General features: G+C 58.8%; 18 protein-coding genes. 9 read left to right on the plus strand and 9 right to left on the minus strand.

The features are described 5' to 3' along the window. The first annotated feature begins 124 nt into the window (after positions 1 to 124). The 3 genes from ABNV41_RS08115 (at position 125) to ABNV41_RS08125 (ending at position 4,007) form a co-directional block, all read left to right on the plus strand. Positions 125 to 1,345 (plus strand): NADP-dependent isocitrate dehydrogenase, encoded by a 1,221-nt coding sequence (locus ABNV41_RS08115; protein WP_050819376.1) that lies wholly within the window; start codon positions 125 to 127, stop codon positions 1,343 to 1,345. 163 nt (positions 1,346 to 1,508) lie between these two features. Then, positions 1,509 to 2,525: an NAD(P)/FAD-dependent oxidoreductase gene (locus ABNV41_RS08120; protein ID WP_050819375.1), complete on the plus strand. Its 1,017-nt coding sequence runs from the start codon at positions 1,509 to 1,511 to the stop codon at positions 2,523 to 2,525. A 225-nt stretch (positions 2,526 to 2,750) separates the two neighbouring features. After that, positions 2,751 to 4,007 (plus strand): D-amino acid dehydrogenase, encoded by a 1,257-nt coding sequence (locus ABNV41_RS08125; RefSeq protein ID WP_050820349.1) that lies wholly within the window; start codon positions 2,751 to 2,753, stop codon positions 4,005 to 4,007. Between the two features lie 184 nt (positions 4,008 to 4,191). On the opposite strand, the gene ABNV41_RS08130 is transcribed toward ABNV41_RS08125, so the two are convergent. Then, positions 4,192 to 4,491 (minus strand): hypothetical protein, encoded by a 300-nt coding sequence (locus ABNV41_RS08130; protein WP_050819373.1) that lies wholly within the window; start codon positions 4,489 to 4,491, stop codon positions 4,192 to 4,194. Between the two features lie 354 nt (positions 4,492 to 4,845). Then, positions 4,846 to 6,663, minus strand: a complete 1,818-nt coding sequence (gene typA / locus ABNV41_RS08135; RefSeq protein WP_050820348.1) for a translational GTPase TypA — start codon at positions 6,661 to 6,663, stop codon at positions 4,846 to 4,848. A 141-nt stretch (positions 6,664 to 6,804) separates the two neighbouring features. Between typA and ABNV41_RS08140 the strand changes: the two genes are divergently transcribed. Both ABNV41_RS08140 and ABNV41_RS08145 read left to right on the plus strand, forming a co-directional pair. Then, on the plus strand, positions 6,805 to 7,305 hold the full coding sequence (locus ABNV41_RS08140) for a hypothetical protein (protein WP_080986854.1): 501 nt from the start codon (positions 6,805 to 6,807) through the stop codon (positions 7,303 to 7,305). 64 nt (positions 7,306 to 7,369) lie between these two features. Beyond that, positions 7,370 to 8,524, plus strand: coding sequence for an MFS transporter (locus ABNV41_RS08145; RefSeq protein ID WP_050819372.1), 1,155 nt, complete (start codon positions 7,370 to 7,372; stop codon positions 8,522 to 8,524). Between the two features lie 13 nt (positions 8,525 to 8,537). Here ABNV41_RS08145 and ABNV41_RS08150 read toward each other — a convergent pair whose 3' ends face one another. The 5 genes from ABNV41_RS08150 to ABNV41_RS08170 form a co-directional block, all read right to left on the minus strand. Next, positions 8,538 to 9,752 (minus strand): SMP-30/gluconolactonase/LRE family protein, encoded by a 1,215-nt coding sequence (locus ABNV41_RS08150; protein ID WP_349934534.1) that lies wholly within the window; start codon positions 9,750 to 9,752, stop codon positions 8,538 to 8,540. A gap of 14 nt (positions 9,753 to 9,766) precedes the next feature. Continuing rightward, positions 9,767 to 9,904, minus strand: a complete 138-nt coding sequence (locus ABNV41_RS08155) for a hypothetical protein (protein ID WP_196332528.1) — start codon at positions 9,902 to 9,904, stop codon at positions 9,767 to 9,769. Beyond that, positions 9,897 to 11,357 (minus strand): pyruvate kinase, encoded by a 1,461-nt coding sequence (pyk, locus tag ABNV41_RS08160; RefSeq protein ID WP_087651461.1) that lies wholly within the window; start codon positions 11,355 to 11,357, stop codon positions 9,897 to 9,899. Before pyk ends, ABNV41_RS08155 begins: the two co-directional genes overlap by 8 nt. 32 nt (positions 11,358 to 11,389) lie before the next feature. Then, complete coding sequence (locus ABNV41_RS08165) at positions 11,390 to 12,412, minus strand: SH3 domain-containing protein (protein WP_050819369.1); 1,023 nt, start codon at positions 12,410 to 12,412, stop codon at positions 11,390 to 11,392. A 278-nt stretch (positions 12,413 to 12,690) separates the two neighbouring features. Further along, on the minus strand, positions 12,691 to 13,503 hold the full coding sequence (locus ABNV41_RS08170; protein WP_349934535.1) for a molybdopterin-synthase adenylyltransferase MoeB: 813 nt from the start codon (positions 13,501 to 13,503) through the stop codon (positions 12,691 to 12,693). Positions 13,504 to 13,696: 193 nt separating this feature from the next. Here ABNV41_RS08170 and ABNV41_RS08175 point away from each other — a divergent pair, with 193 nt between their 5' ends. Beyond that, a complete protein-coding gene (locus ABNV41_RS08175) occupies positions 13,697 to 14,308 on the plus strand; it encodes a DUF2939 domain-containing protein (RefSeq protein WP_050819367.1) in 612 nt (203 codons plus the stop codon). A 123-nt stretch (positions 14,309 to 14,431) separates the two neighbouring features. Here ABNV41_RS08175 and ABNV41_RS08180 read toward each other — a convergent pair whose 3' ends face one another. Beyond that, a complete protein-coding gene (locus ABNV41_RS08180; protein ID WP_012812599.1) occupies positions 14,432 to 14,662 on the minus strand; it encodes a DUF3126 family protein in 231 nt (76 codons plus the stop codon). A 76-nt stretch (positions 14,663 to 14,738) separates the two neighbouring features. On the opposite strand from ABNV41_RS08180, the gene ABNV41_RS08185 reads away from it, so the two are divergent. The 3 genes from ABNV41_RS08185 (at position 14,739) to ABNV41_RS08195 (ending at position 19,656) form a co-directional block, all read left to right on the plus strand. Next, a complete protein-coding gene (locus ABNV41_RS08185; protein ID WP_196332527.1) occupies positions 14,739 to 15,395 on the plus strand; it encodes a hypothetical protein in 657 nt (218 codons plus the stop codon). A gap of 246 nt (positions 15,396 to 15,641) precedes the next feature. After that, positions 15,642 to 17,507, plus strand: coding sequence for an alginate export family protein (locus ABNV41_RS08190; protein WP_050819366.1), 1,866 nt, complete (start codon positions 15,642 to 15,644; stop codon positions 17,505 to 17,507). Between the two features lie 178 nt (positions 17,508 to 17,685). Then, entirely contained in the window at positions 17,686 to 19,656 is a 1,971-nt protein-coding gene (locus ABNV41_RS08195; RefSeq protein WP_349934536.1) for an OPT family oligopeptide transporter, read from the plus strand. On the opposite strand, the gene ABNV41_RS08200 is transcribed toward ABNV41_RS08195, so the two are convergent. After that, positions 19,653 to 21,977 carry a hypothetical protein gene (locus ABNV41_RS08200; RefSeq protein WP_050819363.1) on the minus strand — a complete coding sequence of 775 codons (2,325 nt, stop codon included), beginning with the start codon at positions 21,975 to 21,977 and terminating at the stop codon, positions 19,653 to 19,655. The two genes, ABNV41_RS08195 and ABNV41_RS08200, sit on opposite strands and share 4 nt — an antisense overlap. Positions 21,978 to 22,035: the final 58 nt, after the last annotated feature.

Genomic DNA, 22,035 nt, shown 5'->3' on the forward strand with positions numbered 1-22,035 from the left:
ATCGTGAACAGCGCAGTGTTGCATCCCTGCTTATGGTCTCAATTCGCGCACTGCATGATGCCTATGCGTATTCCGCATCTGCGCGCAACGAATGCAAGACACTCTTCGAATCGGATGCAGTATTATGGCTAAAATCAAGGTCAAGAACCCGGTGGTGGAAATGGACGGGGATGAAATGACCCGTATCATCTGGCACTTCATTCGTGAGCGCCTGATTCTGCCCTATCTGGATATTGACCTGAAATATTACGATCTGGGCATAGAAAACCGTGATACCACGGATGACAAGGTGACCGTAGAAGCCGCAGAAGCCACCAAACGCTACGGCGTGGCCGTAAAATGCGCCACCATCACCCCCGATGAAGCACGGGTGAAGGAGTTTGGGCTGAAAAAAATGTGGCGTTCACCCAACGGCACTATCCGCAATATTCTGGATGGCACCATTTTTCGTGAACCCATCATCTGCTCCAACGTGCCGCGCCTTGTGCCGCACTGGACAAAGCCCATCGTGATTGGCCGCCATGCCTATGGGGATATCTACCGCGCTGCGGAAACCAAGATCCCCGGCCCCGGCAAGGTGACGCTCAACTACATTCCCGAAGATGGTGGTGAGCCCATTACGCTGGATGTGCATGACTTCAAGGGCCCCGGCGTGGCGCTGGGTATGCACAACACCCGTGCCTCCATCGAAGGCTTTGCCCGTGCTTCCCTCTCCTACGGGCGCGACCGCAAGCTGCCGGTTTATCTGTCCACCAAGAACACTATCCTGAAAGCCTATGATGGCATGTTCAAGGATGTGTTTCAGGAAGTGTACGAAAAGGAATTCAAGGCCGAGTTTGAAAAGCTGGGCCTGACCTACGAACACCGCCTGATTGATGACATGGTGGCCTGCGCCCTTAAATGGCCGGGTGGCTATGTATGGGCCTGCAAAAACTACGATGGCGATGTGGAAAGTGACATTGTGGCACAGGGTTTTGGCAGCCTTGGGTTGATGACATCCGTGCTGCTCAGCCCCAAGGGCGATGTGGTGGAAGCCGAAGCTGCGCATGGCACCGTCACCCGCCATTACCGTGAACACCAGAAAGGCAAGCCCACCAGCACCAACCCCATTGCCTCCATTTTTGCATGGACACGTGGGCTGGCTTATCGCGGCCGCTTTGATGATACGCCAGACGTTGTGCACTTTGCCAACACGCTGGAAAAAGTGTGCGTAGATACCGTGGAAGGCGGGCAGATGACCAAGGATCTGGCGCTACTGGTGGGCAACGGCACCAAATGGCTGGACACGCAGCCCTTCCTTGATGTGCTGGATGAAAAACTCAAGCAGGCCTTGGCCAAAGGCTGAACTTTCTGCCGCACGTCTTTTTGCCATGAGCATATCTGCACACCCCGAAGCAAATTCTGCTTCGGGGTGTTGCTTATTCTAGGCCATTGCGCACCGGCCCGTGCTGGCGCAAAACAGAAACTGTATTTTAATGTAACCAGATAAGGGAGCATCACGCCACGCCATGACTGATACGCCAGCAGAAACAGACGTAGCCATAATTGGCGCTGGCCCAGCCGGGCTTTTTGCCGCTTTTCAGTGCGCCATGCTGCGGCTGAACTGTGTGCTGATTGATGTGCTGCCAGAAGTGGGCGGCCAATGTGCAGCCCTGTACCCGGAAAAGCCGATTTACGATATTCCCGCCTGCCCCGCCGTAGAAGGCGCGCAGCTTATTGCCCGGCTGGAAGAACAGATTGCCCCTTTCAACATCCCGCGCCTGCTCAAGCACCGGGTGGAAAGCCTTGAGGGCCACCGGGGCAACTTTACGCTGGGCACCAACCAGGCCACCACGCTAAAGGCCAAGGCCATTATTATTGCCGCCGGTGCAGGTGCCTTTGGCCCCAACCGTCCGCCGCTGGAAGGTTTGGAAGCGTTTGAAGATACCGGGGCCGTGCAATACTATGTGCGCCGCAAAGCCGATTTTGCAGGCCGCCGTATTGTTATTGCCGGTGGTGGCGATTCCGCGCTGGATTGGGCGCTTTCCCTCAAAGACAATGCAGAAAAGCTGTACCTCGTGCATCGGCGTGACAGGTTCCGCGGTGCGCCGGAAAGCCTGCGCCAGTTGGATGAGGCCGTAGCCGCCGGGCAGATTGAAAAGGTGGTGCCCTATCAGCTCCATGCCCTGCACGGCCAGAACGGCGCGCTAGAAGGCGTGGAAGTGGCTGATCTGGATGGCGCAACCCGCATGCTGGAAGCCGATGTGCTGCTGCCTTTCTTTGGGCTGGCAACAGATCTGGGGCCTGTGGCGCGGTGGGGTATGGATACCATGCGCTCCACCATTCCCGTAACGCCCTCAAGCTGTGAAACCAGCCTGCCGGGCGTGTTTGCCGTGGGCGATGTGGCTACCTACCCCGGCAAACTGAAGCTGATTTTGCAAGGGTTTAGTGAAGCCGCCATGGCCGCCCACGCCATTTACCCCATTGTGAACCCAGATCAGGCGTTGCACTTTGAATATTCCACCAGCAAAGGTGTGCCTGCCTAAACCCCACGCCATTATGGCGGCATGGCCCCAAGCGGGCACAACATGCCGCCATTTTTTATAAACGCATCTTTGTTGTGCAATGGGTTAGGCACTTTTTGCGCGTTATTCTCGCATACCTCCCTACAGCGTGCGCCATGCCAGTTTTCTTCCGGGTTCTGGCGCGGTTGGGCGCAGCAAGGTATGGTGCCTGCCTGATCCATCTGCCTTGTGAGTAAGGATAAAACCGTGCAAGTCATCATTCTCGGCGCTGGCGTTATCGGGGTGACATCGGCCTGGTATCTGGCCAGCCTTGGGCATGAAGTCACGGTGATAGACCGCCAGCCCGCCCCAGCGCTTGAAACATCGTTTGCCAATGCGGGGCAGGTTTCCCCCGGATATTCCACACCATGGGCATCTCCCGGCCTGCCGCTTCAGGCCGCAAAGTGGATGCTGCACCCCAAAACCAGCCCGCTTGTTATTCGCAAACGGTTTGATCTGGCCATGCTGCGCTGGATGGAACAGCTTTTAAAAAACTGTAATGCCCATGCGTATGATATCAACAAATCCCGCATGTTGCGCATTGCCGAATACAGCCGTGATTGTCTGGACGCCCTGCGTGAAGAAACCGGCATTACGTATGATGACAGGCAGCGCGGGCTGATCCAGCTTTTCCGCACCAACAAACAGATAGACACCGCCCAGCACGATATGCGCCTGCTGGCAGAAGCCAACATTCCGCACCAGCTTTTGGCGGTGGATCAGGTTTTAGAGCACGAACCCGGCCTAGCCCATGCCAAGCATCTGCTTACGGGTGGGCTGTATTTACCCGGTGATGAATCGGGCGATGCACATATTTTCACCCAAAGGCTGGCCCGCATGGCAGAAGCCAAGGGTGTGAAGTTTGTATATGACACCACCATTCTGGGGCTGGATGCCGCAGCGGATGAGATTATGTCTGTGCGCACCAGTGCCGGGCACTTCCGGGGGGATGCCTATATTGTGGCCATGGGCAGCTATAGCCCGCTGCTGCTGCACCCGTTGCGCGTGCATCTGCCCGTTTACCCCGTAAAAGGCTATTCCCTCACCCTGCCCCTTACGGATGAAACCCACGCCCCCACATCCACCGTGAATGATACATCCTACAAGCTGGCCATTACACGCCTTGGCAACCGGATCCGGGTAGGTGGCACGGCGGAACTGACGGGTTATAGCCAGAAGCTAAGCCCTGACCGGCGTGAAACGCTGGAACTTTCTTTTTCTGAACTGTTTGGCGGCGGAGACCTGACCGCCGCAACATACTGGACAGGCCTGCGCCCCTGCACGCCAGATGGCACACCTGTTATTGGCCCTGTGCTCGCCTTTACAAACCTGTGGCTGAACACCGGCCACGGCACGCTAGGCTGGACAATGGCCTGTGGTTCTGGCCGTTTGATTGCAGACCTTGTGCACGGCAAAAAGCCCGATATTCCGGCGCTGGATCTTTCCATCAGCCGCTATAACTAAGCTGGCGCGGGCTTGCCCGCTGCGGCGCTGATCTAGCTGTTTATAAAAAATAGCCCTCTACATCGGGCACAAAAAAAGGCCGCAGTGGCAAAACCACCAGCGGCCTTTTTAATATGCGCAGCTTTATGCCGCAGCAGGCAGGAAGCACCGCGCCTGTAACGCAGTGCCCCTTTCTGCCGGGTTATTACTGAGCAGATTCAGAAGAAGAAGCGTCAGAAGCCGGAGCTGCGGCTTTCTTCTTACCGTGGTGCTTGCCACCATGGTGCTTACCTTTGTGGCCTTTGTGGGCAGCTGCACCTTTGCTTTCTTCGGTTTTACCAGCTTCTTCAGCAGCCGGGCCAGCGCCTTCTGGGGCAGCAGCAGGAGCAGCAGCTTCCGGGGCAGCAGGTGCGGCAGGAGCAGCAGCTTCCTGAGCGAAGGAAGGAGCAGCAGCGCCCAGCAGGGCAACGGTGGACAGAGCCGCAAGCAGACGACGAGAAATCATAGAATGTCTCCAAAAACCTGTGGTCCAATCCGCCTCATGCAGGACAACCCCGCATCCAGCACATAGACCGGTTTATGCATTGCTTATTATCACGGCAAAAGCACAGCGTCTTGAGCTAAAATTTGTGCAATCTTTGCACATATCACCGCTCCGCCACTTGACAGCCGTAAACAGGCCATATTGGCACGGGCAAAACCAAAAAAACCGCCCTGTAACAGGCGGTTTTTATAGGAAAAAGCACTTGAAGCACTTCTGTATGTGACAAAATGATGTAACCGAAAAAAATATGCCTACACCATAAACGCGCCACACTTACAGGCTGCCCAAAAGCTAGGCAGCCCACAAGTTACAGAATCAGTCTACTTTCTTGGCGCGCTTCTTGCGTTCGTTCGGGTCCAGATACCGCTTACGCAGGCGGATGGCAGATGGGGTTACTTCCACCAGCTCATCATCTTCAATGTAAGCAATAGCCTGTTCCAAAGACATACGGCGCGGCGGGGTCAGCAGCAGGGCTTCGTCCTTACCGGCGGCACGCATGTTGGTCAGCTTCTTTTCACGGATCGGGTTTACTTCCAGATCATTCTCACGGGAATGCTCACCAATGATCATGCCCTGATAAACCGTTTCACCCGCATCCACGAACAGCGTGCCACGATCCTGCAGGGAGAACAGGGAGTACTGCGTGGTTGCCCCGTTTTCTGCAGAAATCAGAGACCCGTTGCGGCGGCCTTCCACGGTGCCAGCATAAGGCCCGTAGTGGGAGAACAGACGGTTCATGATACCCGTGCCGCGCGTGTCGGTCAGGAACTCACCGTGATAACCAATCAGCCCGCGAGACGGGATGACGAATGTGAGACGCACCTTGTCACCGCCGGAGGGGCGCATGTCCTGCATCTGGCCTTTGCGGAGGGACATCTTTTCCACCACAACGCCGGAATAGGGTTCGTCCACATCAATGGTAACTTCTTCGTAAGGCTCTTCGCGCTCACCGGTTTCTTCATTGGTGCGGAACAGCACGCGCGGGCGGCCGATTGTCAGCTCAAAGCCTTCACGGCGCATGGTTTCAATCAGCACACCAAGCTGAAGTTCACCACGGCCAGCCACTTCAAACGCTTCGCTTTCGGGGCTGTCTGTCACGCGAATAGCAATGTTGCTTTCGATTTCCTTGAACAGACGGTCACGAATCTGGCGAGACGTCACCTTCTTGCCTTCACGGCCACCCAGCGGGCCATCGTTCAGGCGGAAAGTCATGGACAGTGTCGGCGGATCAACCGGAATAGCTTCCAGCGGGGCTTCAACTTCCGGGGCGGCAATGGTGTCTGGAATGGTGGCTTCAGACAAACCGGCCACGGCCACAATGTCACCCGCTTCCACTTCTTCCACGCCCACGCGGTCCAGACCACGGAAGGAAAGCAGCTTGGTCAGGCGGCCTGTTTCCACCACGGAGCCATCGGCCCGCAGCACCTTAACAGGCATGTTCACCTTGGCGCGGCCCTGTTCCACACGGCCTGTCAGCACGCGGCCCAGAAAGTTGTCACTTTCCAGAATGGTGGCTGTCATGGCGAAGGGCTTGTCTTTGTCCAGATTCGGAGCTGGCACATGGCGCAGGATCAGCTCGAACATCGGGCTCAGGTCCTTGCGGGCGCCGTCCAGCGTTTCATCTGCCCAGCCCTGACGGCCGGAAGCAAACAGCATCGGGAAGTCAAGCTGCTCATCATTTGCGCCAAGGGCTGCAAACAGATCGAAAATTTCGTTGTGCACTTCATCGGGGCGGGCATCGCCACGGTCAATCTTGTTCACAACCACAATTGGCTTCAGGCCGCGGGCCAGTGCCTTGCCAACCACAAACTTGGTCTGCGGCAGCGCACCTTCGGCGGAGTCCACCAGCACAATGGCGCCATCCACCATGCTTAAAATACGTTCCACTTCCCCGCCAAAGTCGGCGTGTCCGGGTGTATCAATAATGTTGATACGGGTATCTTTCCAGACAACGGATGTGCACTTGGCAAGAATGGTAATGCCACGTTCGCGTTCCAGATCGTTGCTGTCCATTGCGCGTTCGGCAACGTGCTGGTTTTCGCGGAACGAACCCGACTGCTTGAGCAGTTCGTCAACCAGAGTCGTCTTGCCGTGGTCAACGTGGGCAATGATGGCGATATTGCGGATATCCATGTAAAGGCCTGATATTCCCTGCGGGCCACGCCACCGCTTTCTGCCTGAAAGGGTGGAGAATGGCTTTGCTGATGTTTGCTTGGCCAGACAAATAGCCGCCCGCGCGCAGGAATGCACGCAAAATCCTCACCAGTGCGTATCATGGCTGCCACCGGGGGTGGCTGCACACAGGCCGCACGGCTTGCATTTACCCCTTTATGGTGGTGTGCTCCGCACCGTAGAACACATTATATTGAAAGGGTTTTTAGCATGGATATTCAGGCCATAGATCAAACCTACAACCAGTTTCAGGCACAGGCCCAACAATCTGCCACCGCGCTGCAAACGCTGTGCGCCAAAATGCAAACCGCAGCCGATGGCGGAGATATGCAGGCCCGTGAATGGCTGCTGGACCTGAAGGAACTGGCCCTTTCCCTGCGTGATGAGCAATCTCAGGTTATCAACCTGCTTCAGGCCCTGCACACGGCCCTTGCCACACAGGTGCAGCAGAATGTGGCCCCGCCGCAGCCCTCCGCCCTCAGCACCGTCAAGCCGGAAGTGGAAAATGTGCTGAATGATGTCATCAACTCCGGCTTTGCCCATTCCCTTGCATCTGGCGCGGGGTTTGGCATTGGCAACACGCTTATCAACAAACTGTTCTAAATGCGCACACGCCCAAGGGCGTGAAGGCTGGCTCCGGCGCACGCAACCGGCTACAAGCCAGCCTATGCTGCTTCACCCCCCTGCGCGTTCTGCCATAAGCGCCGCCCCCACCCTTTCCCTTACTGTTGTAGGGCTTATGTTCGGGCTGGTTATGGGGCTGGGTGCGCCCCTGTTTACGCTGGAAATGGTGGATCTGGGCTTTGGCACCGGCATGATTGCCGCCAACACCATGATGCACGCTGTGGGCTCCCTGGCCATTGCGCCGTTTATCCCGCGCATCAGCATGGCCTTGGGGCCCAAGCGAGCCGTTACACTGGCTTTGCTTACGGGTGCTGCCACGCTGGCCCTTTTTCCGCTGCTGCCGTTCATCTGGGTGTGGTTTGGCCTGCGCACCGTGCTGGGGGCTGCGTGCGAGATTATTCTGGTGCTTTCTGAAAGCTGGCTGAACCAGATTACACCAGACCACGCCAGAGGCCGCGTGATGGGGCTTTATAGCACGCTGCTTTCCATTGGCATTGCAGCAGGCCCCGCCTTGCTGACTGTAACGGGCCGCACCAGCGCCCTGCCCTTTGCCTGTGCCAGTATTGGCCTGCTGGTTGCCACCGGGCTTGTGGCAGCACCGTGGTTGCCGCACCCGCAGCTTACACCCCCACAACGCCCCAGCCTGCTGCGCTATCTGCCTTTGGCCCCCATAGCCATTGCCGCAACATTGCTGATTGCCATGCTGGATTCGGCCGCGACCTCTTTTCTGGCGCTGTACGCCATGCACTCCGGGTGGTCAGAACATGGCGCCACACTGTTACTGAGCATCATGCTGCTGGGCGCCACGGCGTTCCAGATTCCCATTGGCTGGATAGGAGACCGCACAAGCCGCCGCTGGCTTCTGGTTTCATTAGCCGGGGTGGCCGCGGCGGGCGCGTTGTTGTGGCCGGTGGCTATCCATCACCCCGGCATAGCCCATGCGGTGCTGTTTGCGTGGGATGGCGTGTTTGCCAGTATTTACACAGTGGCCATGTCTGTTGTGGGAGACCGCTATAAGGGCGGAGACCTGATAGCCATTTACACCCTCAGCTCCCTTGCATGGGGTGCGGGCGCGTTTGCAGGGCCTGCGCTGGCTGCCAGCTCCATGGCCGCTGCGCCAGATGGTCTGGCATGGTTTGCCGCCATCACCTGTGCGCTGTTTGGGCTACTGCCCCTGCTCCTGAAGAAAAGCGCTTAATCGCTGCGCTTTCTCAGGCTGGGGCGGCGCCTTGGGTGTTCACCTGCAAACGGTAGAGGGAATCCCCCGCGCACATAAATAGCCAATCGCGCTTGGGGCCGCCAAATGTCAGGTTAGAAACACTCTGCGGCAGACGAATGCGGCCAATAAGGTGCCCTTCGGGGTTAAACACAAACACCCCGCACAGCCCCACCGGCCCGCTTACACCGCACCAGATGTTGCCGTGCACATCGGCCTTCATGCCATCTGGCCCCATCTGCACGCCTTCAAACCGCATGTTGGTGAACAGGCGCGGGTTGGAAAGCGGCAGTTCCTCCTTGTGCAGATCAAACACATGCACGGCCTGATCTCCATCATGCCCATGCCCGCCCGGCTGCTTGCCGGATGAAATAACATAAAGCCGCGAAAAATCGGGCGAGAAGCACAGCCCGTTGGGGTTGGGCAACTGCGCCTGCGTGAGCACCACATCCAGATGGCCCGTGGCATCTACACGGAAGGTATGGTCTGCCTGCCGGCGCGAACCACCCAGCGTGCCAATAAGTTCTTCCCCTATTTTCCAGCGGATATGCCCATCCGGGTTGGCCTCACCGCCCGGCATGTCGGCATGGCCTTCGGCCACGTTGTCTCCATATCCCGGATCAGTAAACCAGATGCTGCCATCCGGGTGGGCTATCACATCATTGGGGGAGTTGAGGGAGTGGCCCTCAAACTTGTCGGCCACCACATGGGCGGAGCCATCGTGCTCCCACCTGATCACGCGGCGCAAAAAGTGCTCGCACGTAATCTGGCGGCCCTGATAATCAAACGTGTTGCCATTGGCGTGGTAGGATTCCGGGCGAAAAACCGTCACCTCCCCCGTTTCCCACAAATAGCGATACTGCCGGCTTGCCACCACATCACTAAACAACAGATACCGCCCTTGGGATGACCACGCAGGCCCTTCCAGCCATGTGCCTTTATCCCACACACGGTGCAGCGCGGCGTTGCCGTACAGCAGATCACGGAACGAGCGATCAATCACCAGCACGTCCGGGTCTGGCGTATAAACGGGCGGGCCGTTTACCCCCCATTGGCGCGGCGGATTGGTGGTAACATCGGGCGGGCGCACGGTATCGGGCAGAACCTCATCCGCCCCACGGGCCAGCACCGGGGCCGCCACGGTTGCAGAAAGCGCGGTTATGCCTTTCAGCATTGTGCGTCTTGCCAGCCTGCTACGTGGGGGTGCCATTGAGCCTCCTGCGTTTACCGGGCAATTTCTGCCATATGGAGCGGGTGCATACTGCCTTGGCCCTGCACTGTCACCCCTTTGGCTGCGGCAACCCCTTTGCGCAAGGGCATGGGGCCATTGCAAACCCCCTGCCCTGCACGGTTTTCAGCCAATACGCGCCACGCGCAAAAGGTTAGTGGACCCACTTACGCCAAAGGGCACACCGGCGGCTATCACCACGGAATCCCCTTCCGCCCCTATGCCAGCCCGGTTGACCACATCCAGCGCGGCGTCCACCACATCTTCCACCGTGGTTGTGGGCTTGTGCGGCGCGCTTACAAAGGCCCGCACACCCCATACCAGCGCCATGCGCCGGGCAGATGTATGTGTGGGCGTAATGCCCAGAATGGGGCATGTGGGCCGTTCACGCGCAATGCGTAGCGCCGTGGGGCCGCGGTGCGTGTAGGCCACAATGGCCGGAGCCTTGAGCGTATCTGCCACCTGCTGCACGGCGCTGGCAATGGCATCGGCCACGTAATCTTCCGGGGCCAGACGGGCTGCGGCCATGTGGGCCTGCCAACCGGCATCTTCTTCCACCCGCCACAAAATGCGGTTCATAATCCGCACAGCCTCACGCGGGTATTTGCCCGCTGCGGATTCGGCAGAAAGCATTACGGCATCTGCACCATCAAACACGGCTGTTGCCACATCCGATGCCTCGGCCCGTGTGGGGGTTGGGGCAGAAATCATGCTTTCCAGCATCTGGGTGGCCACCACAACGGGTTTGCCCAGCCTGCGGGCGGCACGGATAATGCGCTTTTGCACCAGCGGCACGGTTTCGGGCGGCAGTTCAACGCCCAGATCCCCACGCGCCACCATAACTGCATCAGACAGTTCCAGAATGGCGTCCAGATTTTCAACGGCCTGCGGTTTTTCCAGCTTGGTCAGCACGGCGGCGCGTTCACCCACCAGCGCACGGGCCTGCGCTACATCCTCGGCCCGCTGCACAAAGGAAAGGGCCACGTAATCCACCCCCAGATCCAGCGCAAAGGCCAGATCCTTGCGGTCTTTTTCCGTCAGGGCGGGAATAGGCAGCGCCACATCCGGCACGTTCACGCCTTTATGGTCAGAAAGCGGGCCACCTACATCCACCCGCGTTTCTATCCAGTCTGGCCCTACCTTTTCCACCACAACGGCCAGCTTGCCATCATCCATCAGCAGGCGGCTGCCGGGGCGCACGGCGCTGATAATTTCCGGGTGCGGCAGGTTTACGCGGTGCTCATCCCCCGGCACGTCAGACAGATCGAACCGAAAGGTGGCACCCGGCTGCAAGATAATGCGGCCTGCGGCAAAGCGGCCCACGCGCAGCTTGGGCCCCTGCATATCGGCCAGAATACCAATGGGGGTGCCCAGTTCTTCTTCCAACCGCCGCACAATGGCGTGGCGGGCGGCGTGATCTTCATGCGTGCCGTGGGAGAAGTTGAAGCGAAACACATCCGCCCCGGCCAAAGCCAGATCGCGGATGGTTGCATAATCTGAAGAAGCCGGGCCGAGTGTGGCCACAATTTTAGTACGGCAGGTTTGCGCCTGTTCTGCGCCCGAACCCTGTTGTGTGGATTCAGCCATATCTGTTTCTCCTTCTAGTCCGCTGGGGTCTTTCAGGAGGGGTTAACGGCCTCATCAGCATCCACACCCCAGATCGCCTTGCGTGGCACCCAGCCATTATACTGTTTAACGGAAACCCTGCACCAGGCAGACCCCGCCGCACATTCCTTAACAGAGCCTACAGCACCCGGTTTCAGCACCGCTACAACGGGGGCATCATCACTGGCACTTGCACGAAGCATAACGGCACCCGCAATGCTTTTGGCATCATCCAGCGTGGGCACTGTTTCTACAACGCGCGTATCCATGTGGCCGGATGCGGGAATTTTCTCACCATTCTTGTCCAGCTTGGGCGCTATGGGGGCATCATCCCCCGCGGGTTCACCCGGCACCAGAAAATCTCGCCCGCCTGCAAGGGTGGCCTGCTGCATCCAGCCCTTCTGGCCCGTGGGGTCTTCTACCAGACGCCACACATCAAATTCACGCTCGATCCGCACCGGCATACCGCGGCGATGATACACCCAGATAATGGGGAAACGCTGCCCCGGCCCGGCACGCATGTTCACTTCATCCGCCCGCAATGCCGCATAACGTGGCAGCGGCAGGCCCGTTACGGTGCCCTTTGGCGGTTCTGGCGCAGCATCTGCCGGAGGAGTGGCCGGGTTTGCGGCATCTGCTGCGGCTGTGCCAGCGGCAACTGCCCCTGCCCCCGCTGCGGCCCCTACGGCAGCCGTGGCGGCAGGGTGGTGCTTGGCGGCAGCGGTATGTGTGGCTGTGGCCTCATGCCCAGCCGCGTGGTGCTTTTTATGATGCTTGCTCTTTTTGCTGTGCGCGGCCTTGGCCTCTGCACTGTCTGACTTTGCGGTGTCCGACTTGGCGGAAGCCTTTTTTCCCGCCTTGGCAGAAGCGCCTTCATGCGTGGCCCCTGCATGATGCGCGTGGTGGCTGTGCGCCGAGGTTTTTTTCTGCTCTGCCGCATTGGCAGAAACCGTGGGAACACTGGCAAAAGCCACGGCACAGCCTGCCGCACAGGCAAGCAGGTGAAGCCGGAAAATGGAAGAGCGTGTGAACATCATGCCTGCATCCCTGCCAAGAGAGACGCGCCGGGGCAAGAGGCATCACACCTTATCCCGCGCGTGGCGGCAGATAAGGGCGCATGCCCTGCCCTGCCAAAGCCGCGGCAAATCTAAGCCAAACCTTGCATTCCCGCCAGACATGCCCCGCACATGCAGCCTATGCCCAACACACCCTGCCTGCACATCCCTTGGGGAAAAGGCCCGTATTCTCCGCTGCCTGAAGGTGCTGCATGCGTAAGTGCAACAGGAGTCGCAGCCGCATATATGTTTGTGGCTGCCTACCCGGCAGAAGGTGCGGCCTGTTGCTGGGGTGTGTGGGCGTGTTCCGCCCCCATGCCGCCGCATACGGGGCAGTTGGGGTCTGCCTCCAGCATAATGGTGGTAAAGCGCGTGCGCAGGGCATCCCACATCAGCAAACGCCCGGCCATGCTTTCCCCTATATTCAGCAGTTCCTTCAGGGCCTCGGTGGCCTGCAAGGTGCCCATCACGCCCGTTACGGCGCCAAACACCCCGGCTTCACCACAGCTCAGGCCAGAGGCTTCACCATCGGTTTGTGGGTAGAGGCAGTGGTAACACGGCCCACCGCGCCACGGGCGAAAGGTGGAAAGTTGCCCCTCAAACCGCTGCACAGCGGCGGAAACCAGCACTTTGCGGGTTTTTACACAGGCGGCGTTCACCACATAGCGGGTGGCAAAGTTATCGCACCCATCACACACCAGATCGTACTGGCTTGTCAGCCCTTCTGCGGATGTCGCATCCAGCCGCTGGGGGTGTGTTTCCACCACAATGCCGGGGTTGAGGGCCTCCAGCGTGGCGCGGGCGGAGTCTATCTTCCTGCGGCCCACATCTGCCGTGGCGTGCAGGATTTGCCGCTGAAGGTTGGAAAGCTCCACCACATCATCATCCACCAGCCCGATGCGCCCCACACCGGCTGCGGCCAGATACAGTGCCGTGGGTGAACCCAAGCCCCCCGCACCAATAATCAGCACGGAAGCCCCTTTCAGCGCCATCTGCCCAATTCCGCCAACCTCGGGCAAAAGAATGTGGCGGGAATAGCGCTGGATCTCGTCTTCAGAAAACTGCGAAATCATGGTGGGGCATCCTGAAAAAAGTAAAAAAGGCAATGAACCGATCGGTCAGAATGGCGTTAAACAGCCATCATGCTTCGTGTTGTGGCAGAAATCACGTTTTTGTAATAACACCCAAAACATGACATGTTAGTGTGCATCAGAGGTATGCTTCTGTTATAGTAACCTGCAAAATCAACATAAGAGGAATGCAAACATGATATCCCTTCCTCAGTTTGGGCAACCTGCCCGAGCAGCCAGTCTGACCCCGCGCCAGACCGCGCGGGGGATATGTGTTGCCTCAGCCGCAGCAGCGCTGGGTGTGTATCTGGCTTCCCCTTTTGTCACGCTGTGGAGCGTGGGTTCCGCCCTGCATTCGCACGATATGACGGCCCTTGGCCAGGTCATCAACTGGGGGGCGCTAGATGCCTCCATCAAGCACCAGACGCTGAATGGCCTGCACCTTGTGCCTACCTCGGACGATCTGCCCGAGTTTGGTGAATCCTTTGCCGCCACCGCTGTTTCCAATGCGGTGGATACCACGGTTACGCAAAACAATCTGGGCATGCTGGTCGATCAGGCCATTCCGGCGGCGGTGCCGGTCAGCCAGCCCAATATTTCCTTCGCCTCTCTGGCGGCCCATGCTTCCGTAAGGTTTGCACGGCTTGATCAGTTTGTGGCGGAAGTGCCCCTGCCGGGGCATGAGCGTGAAACGCCCCTGCGCATTGAAATGCGGATACAGGGCTGGCGCTGGAAAATTACCAATGTGGAATTCCCCACTGCGCGGGCTCCAGTGCTTCAGGCTTCTGCGGCGCCGTCCAACGCCTGAAATCTAACCCGCCTTCTCCCTAGCGCATGTGGGTGGCCCTTATAAAAAAGGCCACCCACCCGCAAGGCGGCAATAGAGTGCCAGCCTACGCATGAAGTGGCCTTGCAAGCCTGTGCGCCAGATTTATTTGGCTGCGGGCAGGTCTTCTTCCAGCACCACAATGTTTACGGCGTAGGACACATCACCATCTTCATCATCACGATGGATGGTGCCAATCACTTCACCATCTGCTGCCAGTTCAACAGACATACCTGCACGGGGTGCGGGGTTGATGGTCAGCTTTTCGGAACCCAGCAGCCTGCGCAGAGCTGTCTGGAGCCGGGAGATTTCTGAAGGAGATATGGAACCGCTCATGTCATTCTTTTCCTGCTGGCATAACTTTGCGCCAAAATAAGACAGGCCGCGCAGGCATGGGCCACCCCGCCCAAAAATGGTGGAGCGACCGGGCACTGGCGCGGCCGCCTTTCCGATCTGTGGCCCCGCTATAGGACAACCACCCACGCTGCCGCAACCTTTCCGCAGCATTGCCCTGCCAGCGCCACTTTCTGCAGTGCATGTAACCCACAGGTTAGAGGAGGATCTGCCATTGCGTTTCTTGCGTGCTCTTGTGCCGGTGCTTTCTGCCTGCGTGCCGGTGGGGATGTGCCTTTTTGCCCTGCAACATGCCCCGCTGCCTGCACGGCAGCCAGAACGCACCACCCATATTCTGAACATGGTGGAACATGATGGCGCAGCCCAGACGGCACAAGCCCTCTCGCGCCAAAAAGGCTGGGCGGATGTGCAGCACGCCGTAGCCTCTGGCCAGCCCGATGCCGCGCGGCTTGTGCCCGCACTTTTGCCCGCAGCAGATTCGCGCACAACGCATACGCTTTATAAAACCATGCAGGCCGCCCTGCCCAAGCACCCGGCCATTGTGCTGGCCGCCACCAAACAGGGTGGCCCCTTGCAGGCCGATGTGCAGGCCGTGTGCTCCCCCATAGGTATGAGCCACGCATGGCGCCAACAGGCCCGTCAGGCCGTTGCCCATGTGCATGATGTGCATCTGTCTGACCGCGCGCAGCGGTGCCTGAACAGGCTGGATGGCTGAACACTTTTTTGTTGATTTTTTAAAACAGTTTTTATGAAACCCTGAAGCTGGCACAAAAAACCAAGAAATACTGCCAGTTTCAGCCGGTTTATACGCGCCTGTTCAGCCCAAAACGCTGCACAGGACAGGAATGCACCACACGCAATTTAGATATGACCTGAGCGCGTGAAGTGGTAACATCCAAATATTAGATATTCATTATTAGAATATCTCTCAAAAAAAATAACAAGAAGCGAACCCCGGCCCATGACCGCATACCCCGGATTTTCTCGTCCCGGACAGGCCATTGCCGCCGTTTACTGTCCGGCTTTTTCTCCTCCTGCCTTTTCTGCCCGTACGCCTGCTTATTGGCCTGCCTTTGGCCTGCACATTCTGCTTGCAGCTTCTGCCGCCGGGGCTGCCGTGTGGCTTGCCCCATCTGCACACGCGGCAGAAACAGCACCCAATGCTGCGCATCTGCATTATCCGCACACATCTGTTCCTGTGCGCAGGGCCCCCGCAACAACCGTTGTGCCCGCCAAGGAAGCACCAGCAGAAGTGACATCCTCTGCCGCACCGGCGGCCAAACCGGGGTTTTGGGACAATGCGCGCCTGCTGCCCCCGCTCACCAGCCGGCCAGAAGCGTATGGTCAGCCACAGTCTCTGGAGCTTTCGCCCCTGCCTACTGCCCTGCTGCACCAAGGGCCATGGGGGGTATTTAACGCCAATACCGGGGCCGCCGCAGGGTTTGGCACCGTGGGGTATTATGCTGTTTCTCGTTGGGCGGAGGATTGGTCCAGCCTGCGGGACAAGCGCAACCGCCTGGATGCCATGGATGCGCTCAAATACATTCCCTTCAATCAGGAAGGCGATATTTATCTGTCCTTCAGCGGCAACTTCCGCCAGCACAATTTTTATGATCAGCGCGCAGGCTTTGGCACCATTAAAAAAGACCCCGCCTACCGCAACAACTTCCGCTGGAATCTGGGCGCAGACCTGCACTTGGGTGAACACGTCCGCCTGTATGGTGAATTGATGAGCGGACAAGCTGCAGGTGTAAACTACTATGGCTATGCCGGGGGCCGCTGGCGCAGCAAGCTGGATGCCCAGCAGGCATTTGTAGAAGTGCGCGGCAAGGTGCTGGGCGCCACCGTAGGCGGCATGGCCGGGCGCATGACCTTTTTGGATGCACCCCCGTATTTTACGGCAGGAAGCGTGTACCCCACGCTGCCGTATTCATGGAACGGCCTGCGCGGCTATGCCTTTTGGAAGAACTTTCGCGTAGATGGCTTTTACCTGACCCTTACAGATAACAGCCCGCCCATTGCCTTCCATGATACCGTGGGGTGGAGGTCTCGCCTGTTTGGGGCTTACACATCTTACGCGCTGCCCAAGTTCTCGTTTTTAGGCAAAAGCAGCCAGGTGTTTGTAGATAGCTTTTACTACGGCATTATCCTGGCCAGCAGCGCCCTGCCCACCGCAGCAGGTGGCAGCATTGCGGGCTCCACCCACCGCGATACGCCGGGAATGCGCGTATGGGGCAACGCCGGGCCGCTTGAATTTTCTGTTGGCGGCATGTGGCAGGGCGGAGAATTCCGCGCCGCCAAAAGCGGCCCCACACGGCCTGTTTCTGCCTATTCCGTCAACGCCACACTTTCATGGCGCTTTGCCAAATGGGCGGGGCACCCGGCTGTGGGCATTCAGGTGGATGATGTGTCTGGCGGCAACATGAACAAAAGCCAGAGCAGCAGTTGGGGCAGCTTTCTTTCACCCTACGTGCCCAGCGCCTATTACCTGGATATCAGCACCTATATCGGGCAATCCAACATTATTGATGTAGGGCCTATTGCCACGGTTTCCCCCACCCCTAACACCACCTTGCTGATGAAGGTGCCCGTGGTGTGGCGCAACAGCAAACAGGATGCCATTTATGCCAGCGGCACGGCTTTTTATAACCTGCGCCCACACGGGGCCTATACAGCCACCATGCCGCAGGCCAGCTTTACGTGGCGTGCCACGCGCCACATTACGCTAAGCATTGATGGTGAATATATTTTTGCCTCCAAAACCATGATCAACGCGGGCGCCTCCTCCGGCGCGTTCGTGCAGAGCAACTTGGAACTGACGTTCTAACACCACCCTTGCGTGCCCCATAAGGGCACTGCGGTACAGACAAACTGCCCCGTCCATCGTAATGCTTGCAGCATATACAAACCAGACGGGGCAGCCCCACGCGCCACGCATGTCCTGAACATGCACCCATCGGGCCGCCCTGCCACAGCCAGACCAAGCAGCAGCCCGAGGCCCCAGCATGACGCCATCCCCCGCCCGCCAAGAACTCACCCTGCGCGGGCTTATATTGGGCGCGCTTATCACCATCGTTTTTACCGCCTCCAACGTGTATCTGGGCCTGCGTATTGGGTTAACGTTTGCCTCCTCCATTCCTGCTGCGGTTATTTCCATGGCGGTGCTGCGGATGCTGGGTGGTGGCTCCATTTTGGAAAACAACATGGTGCAAAGCCAGGCCTCGGCAGCGGGCACGCTTTCTTGCGTGTTTGCCACTTTTCCGGGGCTGGTGATGGCGGGGTACTGGCAAAACTTTCCGTTCTGGCAAACGGCTGGGCTTTCCCTCGCCGGGGGCATATTGGGCGTGCTGTTTACCATCCCGTTGCGGCGTGCGCTGGTAACAGAAAGCAGTCTGCCTTACCCGGAAGGTGTGGCTGCGGCAGAAATTCTGCGCGCCGGGGCAGAAAAAGGCCATAGCCAAGGGCTGCGCGCCCTTATTGGCGGCGGCGTTATTGCCACGCTTTTCTCTTTCGCCAGTGCTGGGCTGCGGCTTTTGGCTGATACACTTACTCTTACGGCCTCGGCTGGGGCAGCGGTGTTTCAGTTTTCCGGCGGGCTTTCCCTTGCCCTTGTGGGTGCGGGGTATCTGGTGGGGTTGGCAGGCGGGCTGGCCATGCTGCTGGGCTGCATTTTGGCGTGGGGCATGGGTGTGCCTTGGCTTACGGCCCATTTGCCCAACCCGCAGCATCTGGCCCCTGCCGCCTTTGCGCATGATGTGTGGCTGCACAAGGTGCGCTTTATTGGCGCGGGCGCCATTGCCGTGGCATCACTCTGGACATTGGTGGAGCTTATGCCCCCTGTGCTGCGCGGCCTGCGCGCCATGTTTGCTGGCCGTGGCCAAACACTGGTACCCGATGCCGAGCGCGATATGTCTGGCCGCAGCATGGGGCTGTTGCTGCTGCTTTCTGCCGCCATGCTGGCCGGGCTGTTTGCGTATTTTCTGGCCCCTGTTGCGGTGGGGTTCTGGCCTGTTGTAGCCGCTGCCGTGCTGTTTTGCATTGTGTTCGGTTTTATTATGGCCGCCGCCTGCGGCTATATGGCGGGCATTGTGGGCTCATCCTCCTCCCCCATATCAGGCATTATCATTATTGGCGCTGTGCTTTCCGCCCTGATGATTCTGGCGTTGGAAGCCTTGGGCCTTGCCCCCACCAGCATGATGGCGGAAGGGCAAAAGCTGGCCACGGCTTTTACCATTTTAGTGCTTTCGGCCATTACCGCCACAGTGGCTATTTCCAACGATAACTTGCAGGATCTTAAAACCGGGCAGCTTGTTGGAGCCTCACCGTGGAAGCAGGAAGTGGCGCTGATTGTAGGCTGCGTGGTAGGCGCTGCGGTTATTCCACCCGTGCTAAACCTGCTTTATCAGGCCTACGGTTTTGCAGGCGCCATGCCCCGCCCGGGCATGGACCCCACACATGCGCTCTCCGCCCCACAACCCGCGCTGATAGCCATGATTGCCAATGGCATTTTCACGCACTCGCTAGACTGGAGCATGCTCTCAATCGGCATGGTGCTGGGGGCTATTCTGGTGGGGGTGGACCAGCTTTTGCGCCGCCGCCATATGGCATTGCCGCCTTTGGGTGTGGCGGTGGGGCTGTATCTGCCTGCCTCTGTCAGCATTACACTGGCTTTTGGGGCCATTCTGGGCTGGGGGTTAAAACACCATATCAAAACCAGCAGGGCGCAAACCGCGCAGAGTGTTTCCACCTCCACTGCCGCCATTGGCACCATGTTGGCCTCCGGCTTTATTGTGGGTGAAAGCCTGACAGGCGTGGCACTGGCCGTGCTTTCTGGCGCGCTGGGGCAGGATGATGCCCTCTCTATCGCACAATATGTGCCCCAAAGCCTGCCTCCTGTGTTGGGCGTTGCGGCTTTTGGGGCCGCGTGCTGGTGGTTTGCCCACAAAACCCTGCAAGCCGAAGCACTGGGCCGTTAACGCTGCCCGCGCCCAAAGCCCAGCCCCAGCAGGGCCAGCCCAAACACCAGCCCCGCCCAGCCCCACGCCATGCCGGGTGGGGTAAAGGAAAAGCGAATTTCCGCTGGCCCGTTTGGTAAAGCTACGCGCTGAAACAGGTTTTCTTCATACCCAAGGGCGGCCTCCTGCCCGTTTATGCGCACATGCCAACCGGGCAGCATGAGTTCGTGCCGGATAAGCGTGGCAGGCGTGTGGCAATTTGTGCGCAGTGCGGTGCGTGAAAGTGATTGGATCTCGCAGTTCTCGGGGGCCTCAAAATACGGGGTGGGATGCGGTAGGCGGTACAGATCATTCGCCGCACTGCTGTAAAGAAGTTGCAGGCGCTTTTCGGCAGGGGCCTCCTGCTGGCCCGGCAAGGCCATGCCATGTGGCACCACCGCCAGTGCCACGCCCAAGCGTTCCAACACCTCCGGCTTTTGGCCCAGCACATCCTGCAAAAAGAAGTGTCCATTTGGGGTGTTGGGCGTAATGCCATCAAACGTTACGGGGTTGAGGTTTGTGCCAAAATCGTGCTGCAAACGGGCTATCCACGCCGCAGGCATGGGCACGCCATTGTGGTTGATAGAAGCCAGCCCAAAATACGCGCCATAATTGGGAGCCAACCCGCCGAGGGAGACAAATCTGTTCAGCCCGATCTGGGCCTTCATGGTGTTTATTAGCATGGCATCTACCGGCAACACGCTGCGGGTGGAAAGCAGCGGCACGCAAAACAGAAAAAGTGCTTCTGCCACCACGGCACTTGCCAGAACCGCCACCCGCCACCGCGCCAAAATGGGCAGCAGCAACGCGGCAAGGCACAGCGTCACCAGCGCACCACCAGCCAGCACGGAACCAAACGCATAAAAGCGGGAAGAAACAGGCCCCTGCGCAAAGCCCCATAAATCCGCCCGCGCGGGAGCGTTCCAGCGCCACACGGCATAAGTGGCCAGCAGCAACACACCTCCGGCGCACAGTACAGGCCATGCTGTTGCCAGCCAATTTTTGGTGCGCTGTTTTGCACTCTCCGTGCGCGCCTGAATGGCGGCATTACGGCACACATCATCCAGCCCAAAGGCAGCCAGAAGAAGAAGCGCCATTTCCTCCATCGGGTAGCAAAAGCGATGAAAAAACGTGAGCGCTATGCCGGGTATCATATTCACAAGCTGGGCTATGCCGGGCAGGTTGGCCTGCTTGCCCACACATGCCACAAAATAGGCCGCCAGCAGTATACGCGCAGCCCGCTCTCTTCGCCCCCACAGGCCCAGAACGGCCAGAAACGGCAGCACGGTGCCCCAGTATCCGCCCACGCTCCACCATGCCTCGTACCGAGAGGCCGGGCCGTAAAAGATGGGGCCATTGATGTAGGGAAACAGCGCCATAGCCCAACATGTTATAGGCTGGGTGATGGAAATACCCGCTGCGTGGTTTCCCACCCACGCATGGGGCAGATAGGTGGCAAATGCCACAAGCTGCGGGGCGGCCAAAAGCAGCGCCGCGCTGCCCCCAACCGCAATGGCGGCGGCAAACGGTGCACGCGCCCCCGCAGGCTGTTGCGCCAGCCGCAAAAGCGCCCAGCACAGCACCAATGTGCCTTGCAAAAACGCGGTTTCGGGAAAGCTGGAAAGCACCATGCCGCCCAAGCCAAGGGCCAGAATGCTCCAGTTACGCACACCGGCCCAGCCTCGTGCTGTGCCGCGCACTACCTCCACCCCCAGCAAGGCCAGCGGCAAAAAGGCCAGCGGCTGGCTTGGCCCATCCGATGCCCATGCAAACGTGCCGTTAAACGCCCACAGCACGGCCCCCGCCAACACCACGCGCGCATCCATCCCCAGTTTGCGCAACAGGGCGTACATGCAAAAACCTGCCAGAATTTGCAGCGCAATTTTAAGAAACAGCAACCCACCGGGCAGCCCTAAAAGCAGCACAAAAGGCAGAAAGAACGCGCCGGGCTGATACTCCCCCGCAAGCGGCATGCCCACGCCGCTATACGGGTTCCACCACGGCAGAATACCATGCCGCCAATCTGCCGCGGCCAAGTGCCCCAGTGCCTGCACAATCACGCCCGCGCAGCCATCCACCCACCCCGGCAGGCCGGGCAGAATGCCGCCTTCCAGCCAGTTGCGCCGCGTTTGCGTACCTGCCGAAAGCACGGAAATGGGGTCGGACGTTGCACCACCCCACAGGGCCGGGCCAAGCAGTTCTGGCAGATGCACCAGCACAGGCAGCAACACCAGCACAACCACGTGCCATACGGGCCAATGTGCACAAAACCGATAGCGGGCAGAAAAAGAAAAAGCGGGCATATGCCCGCCTTAGCAAAGGGGAGGCCGTATTCCTACACAATACGCCCCCCTTGTATGC

Source organism: Acetobacter sp. A11-2 (assembly GCF_040208445.1).
Lineage (GTDB): Bacteria > Pseudomonadota > Alphaproteobacteria > Acetobacterales > Acetobacteraceae > Acetobacter > Acetobacter oryzoeni.